At 62.4% G+C, this 4,441-nt stretch carries 4 protein-coding genes; all 4 read left to right on the top strand.

All coding sequences use genetic code 11. The features are described from left to right. Positions 1-449: ABC transporter ATP-binding protein (locus VMA74_RS10600; protein WP_325366728.1), on the top strand; the 449-nt coding region annotated here is incomplete at its 5' end. After that, a complete protein-coding gene (locus tag VMA74_RS10595; protein ID WP_325366727.1) occupies positions 446-1,531 on the top strand; it encodes an HlyD family secretion protein in 1,086 nt (361 codons plus the stop codon). The genes VMA74_RS10600 and VMA74_RS10595, both read left to right, overlap by 4 nt. A 55-nt stretch (positions 1,532-1,586) precedes the next feature. Then, complete coding sequence (locus tag VMA74_RS10590) at positions 1,587-3,071, top strand: efflux transporter outer membrane subunit (RefSeq protein ID WP_325366726.1); 1,485 nt, start codon at positions 1,587-1,589, stop codon at positions 3,069-3,071. Further along, a complete protein-coding gene (locus VMA74_RS10585) occupies positions 3,068-4,225 on the top strand; it encodes an ABC transporter permease (protein WP_325366725.1) in 1,158 nt (385 codons plus the stop codon). The genes VMA74_RS10590 and VMA74_RS10585 overlap by 4 nt, the downstream gene beginning before the upstream one ends. Positions 4,226-4,441 lie beyond the last annotated feature (216 nt).

Here is a 4,441-nt window from a genome sequence, read left to right as displayed (position 1 = left end):
AATTCCGCCTGAAAACGATTGGCTTCGTGTTCCAGGATTTTCACCTGTTTCCCCGACTGACCACGGCCGAGAACGTTGCCATCCCGCTGGTGTTGCGGCACCAGGACTGGGATGCGTCGGTCGCCAAAGGCGTGCAGGCGTTGGCGATCGTCGGTTTGGAAAACCGTGCCGAACTGCCGCCGGTCAAACTCAGCGGCGGCGAACAGCAACGCGTGGCGATCGCGCGTGCGCTGGTGGGCGATCCGGAACTGCTCATTCTGGACGAGCCGACGGCATCGTTGGATGGCGATACCGGCCGGATGATTTTGCAATTCGTGCGGGAGCACGTCCTCAACCCCAACCGTTGCATCCTGATCGTCACGCACGATGCGCGCATTTTCGAATTTGCCGATCGCGTGATGCACATGGAAGACGGGCGCATTACCGACCATGCGAGCGCGGCGCCATGAACAATAGGATCATCTTCGGCCTGGCGGGGTGCGGCGTGTTGTTCGCGCTGGCCAGCGCGTATATCTACGGCCAGCAGAAACCGCCGCTGCCGCCGGTGTTCAGTCCACCCACCAATCCCTATGCCAGCGGCATCTATACCAACGGCATCGTGGAAAGCTACCAAGGCAGCGGCGAGAACATCAACATTTACCCGGATGTATCCGGACGCATCACGCAGATCGACGTGCATGAAGGCGATCGCGTCAAAGCCGGCCAAGCGCTGGTGGTGGTGGACGAATCGGTGCAGCAGGCGGCGGTGGCGCAACAGCAGCATCAGGCCGAAGCCGCGCTGGCCCAACTGCAAGCCTTGAAGGCGGAGCCACGCAAGGAAACGCTGGACGTCGCCGCCGCGCAAGTCATGCAAGCGCAGGCGGGCGTGCAAACCGCCAGCGATACGTATGAAAAACAGTTGCACTCCTATCGCATCGATCCGCGTTCGGTCAGCAAGGACGCGCTCGACAGCGCACGCGATGCCGTGCAAACCGCGCAGGCCAATCTTCACTACGCCCGCCGCCAGTACGCGCTGACCCGCGCCGGTGCGTGGATCTACGACATCCACAACCAGGAGGCGCAATACAACGCGCTGGAGCAGGCGTATGAGTCGTCGAACGCGCTGCTGCAGAAATTCACCCTGCGCGCGCCGGCCGACGGCGTCGTGCTGGCCATCAACACGGCGCCGGGCAGTTACGTTTCGCCGCAAGGCGCCTATGACAGCTATACGCAGGGCAGCGATCCGGTGGTGGTGATGGGCCAGCCGCAGGGTTACCTGTCAGTGCGCTGCTTCATCGACGAAATTCTCGTCTCCCGCCTTCCGCCGGCCGACCGCATACGCGCGCAGATGTCGTTGCGCGGTGTGGACGTAAAAATTCCGCTCGAATTCGTGCGCATCCAGCCGTACATCACGCCGAAGATCGAGCTTTCCGACCAGCGCCAGGAACGCGTGGATTTGCGCGTGTTGCCGGTGATCTTCCGGTTCAAGAAACCGGCCGATGTGGCGATCTTTCCGGGGCAGCAGGTGGATGTGTATGTGGGCGAGAAATAGGCGCTACGACGGAGCCGGGGTCTTTTCGCAAACCCGGCGCCGGGAACGGGCGGTTTTGACGCGCCACGCACTCTCGTCGCTGCTGCTTGCATTGACCTTGTCCGCCTGCGCCGCCGGTCCCGACTTCAAGCGCCCCGCCGCACCGCCGAATGCGCGCTACCTTCCGCGCAACGATCTGCCCATCTACACCACCGCCATCGGCCAAACCCAGCACTTCCGTTATGGCGCCGACGTCAGCGCCACCTGGTGGCATGCGCTGCGTTCGGAGGCCATCGACACGCTGGTGTCGCAAGCTATCGCCGGCAATCCCGACTTGCAGGCAGCGCAAGCCAGCCTGCAGCAAGCGCAGCACAGTTTGCGCGCGGGCCAAGGCATTTTCTTCCCGCAGATCGGCGGCAATCTCGATGCCGCGCGCGAGCGCTCGTCGCCAGCCGGACTCGGGCTGCCAAGCGCCGGCGGCATTTTCAACCTGTTTACGCTCGGTGCCACGGTCAGTTATGCGCTCGATCTGTTCGGCGGCGAACGGCGTACGGTGGAAGGGCTGCGGGCCGGCGTGGATATGCAGCGCTATACGCTGCAGGGTACCTATCAGACGTTGATCGGCAATGTGGTGAATACGGCGCTGGCGCGCCAGGCGTATGCCGATGAAATCACCGCGATGCACCAGCTCATTTCCCTGCAGACGCAGCAGCTTGCACTGGTGGATGCGCGCATCCGCGGCGGCGGGGAAGCCTACGCCGATCTGCTCAGCCTGCGCAGCGCGCGTGCATTGAATGTCGCGCAGCTGGCGTCGCTGGCGTTGAAGCGCGACCAGGCCGATCATCTGCTGCATACGCTGCTGGGCCAAACGCCCGGCGAAGCGCGCGTGCCGGATATTGATTTGGCCGCGTTGCATTTGCCGGCGACGCTGCCGGTCAGCCTGCCGTCCGACCTGGTGCGTCAGCGTCCCGACATCCTGGCGTCCGAGGCACGCCTGCACCAGGCCAGCGCAAACATCGGCGTGGCGACCGCGGCGCTGTTTCCAAGCATCAGCTTGAGCGGCGACTACGGCGCCGAGGCCAACACCACCGGTGCGCTGGATCAGCGCAAGAGTCGCTTCTGGAGCGCCGACGGTTCCGTGCAGCAACCGATCTTTCAGGGCGGCACGCGCTGGTTCAATCGCAAAGCGGCCATCGATGCCTATCAGTCGTCGCTGCAAAGCTATCGCAGCACGGTGCTGGCGGCATTCCAGCAAGTGGCCGACGTGTTGAAAGCCCTGCAGCACGATGCAGAAAGTTTGCAGGCCAATGATGAAGCGCAGCGCGATGCGGCCGAAGCCTTGCAACTGGTGCAGGCCAACTACGCGGCCGGCTTGTCGAATGATGTGGAGGTGCTGGTGGCGGACGCGCAATACCGCCAGGCCCGCATCGCCTATGTGCAGGCGCTGGCGCAACGTTATCAGGACACGGTGGCGCTCTATGTCGCCCTGGGCGGCGGCGGGTGGCACGTCACGGAGGGCGCCGCGGCCATGACCACGGCAAGGGCAGCGCAGCGCCCATGAAGACAGCACCGATGAAATACGGCGGCATCTTCAAGCTGGCCTACAAGCTGTTGGTGAACGACCGCGGCAAATTTTCCGCGCTGCTGCTCGGCATTACCTTCGCGGTGTTCCTGATGGTGGAAATGACCTCGCTGTTTGCGGGCATCCTCAACCGTTCGGCCGCCACCGTCACCAATGTGGGGGCGACGATCTGGATCATGGACCCGGCCGTGCAGACGGTCGCCAGCAGCATTCCCATGCCCGACTACCTGCTTGACGCCGTGCGCAGCATTCGCGGGGTGCGTTACGCCGTGCCGCTGTATTCGGGTGGCGCGCAGGTCAAGCTGAAAGACGGAACCTACCAGGCAGTCACTGTCATGGGTCTGGACGACACCAGCCTGGTCGGTCGCCCGGCGCTGGAGCAAGGGCATATCCAGGATATCTATGCCGAAAACGCCTTCATTGTGGTTAACGACGCCGAATATTCCAAACTGCACAAGCCCGGCGTCGGCACGGAATTCGAACTTAACGACCACCGCGGCGTCATCGTGGGGATCGCCAAAGTCAATGCGTTTGGCCTGTTCGGCGTTCCTACGCTCTACACCACTTATCGCCGCGCCATCGAATACATTCCCAATCCGCGCTTCACCATTTCCTACATCCTCGCCGAGCCGACCGATCCGCAACGGATCCCGCTGATCAAGCGTGAAGTGGCGGCGCTGGGCTATATGGCATTGACGAAGGACGAATTCGACCAGCGCATCGCCGATTTTTACAAATATCAGACAGGGGTCGGCACCAACATCATGCTGATGACCATCATCAGCTTCATCGTCGGCCTGACCATTTCCGCGCAGACGTTCTATACCTTCGTCCTGGAAAATCTGGACAAGTTCGGAGCGCTCAAGGCGATCGGCGCCAAGGGCTACGAGCTCACCTACATGATCCTGTTCCAAGTGATGTTCACCAGCCTGACCGGTTACGGGCTGGGCACGGGCTTGTGCGCAGTCATGATCACCGTCGCACGCTTGCGCCTACCCGACTACGCCGCGCTCATCACTCTGACCAACCTGGGGCTGGCGCTGGCCATGGTGGTCCTGATTGCTGCCATATCGAGCTACATCAGCATCCGTAAGGTGCTTAAAGTCGAGCCATTCGACATTTTTCGTGGCTGACGCGATCGCTTCCGTGGCGGAAGGCAGGGTCGCGTGTTGCGCTTGACCTGCATCAACGAGCCATCTTCCTTGCCATGGCACCGTGGCCTCGTTACCTAGGGGCTGTCCAATGACCCACCGAACGGGCAGCCATGTCGCCATGACCGGTGGTCAGCATATGTATTGAGTAGCCGCTCGTGCATGAGATTATTGCCCATCGCCACCGCTTCCGCGCCT

It is taken from the genome of Dyella sp. (genome assembly GCF_035508675.1).
GTDB lineage: Bacteria > Pseudomonadota > Gammaproteobacteria > Xanthomonadales > Rhodanobacteraceae > Dyella_B.
This window is presented reverse-complemented; position numbering and strand designations above follow the sequence as displayed.

Excerpts from the sequence above, each read along its gene's own strand:
- VMA74_RS10595 (WP_325366727.1), top strand. The coding sequence starts at position 446 with ATGAACAATAGGATCATCTTCGGCCTGGCGGGGTGCGGCGTGTTGTTC.
- VMA74_RS10585 (WP_325366725.1), top strand. The coding sequence starts at position 3,068 with ATGAAGACAGCACCGATGAAATACGGCGGCATCTTCAAGCTGGCCTAC.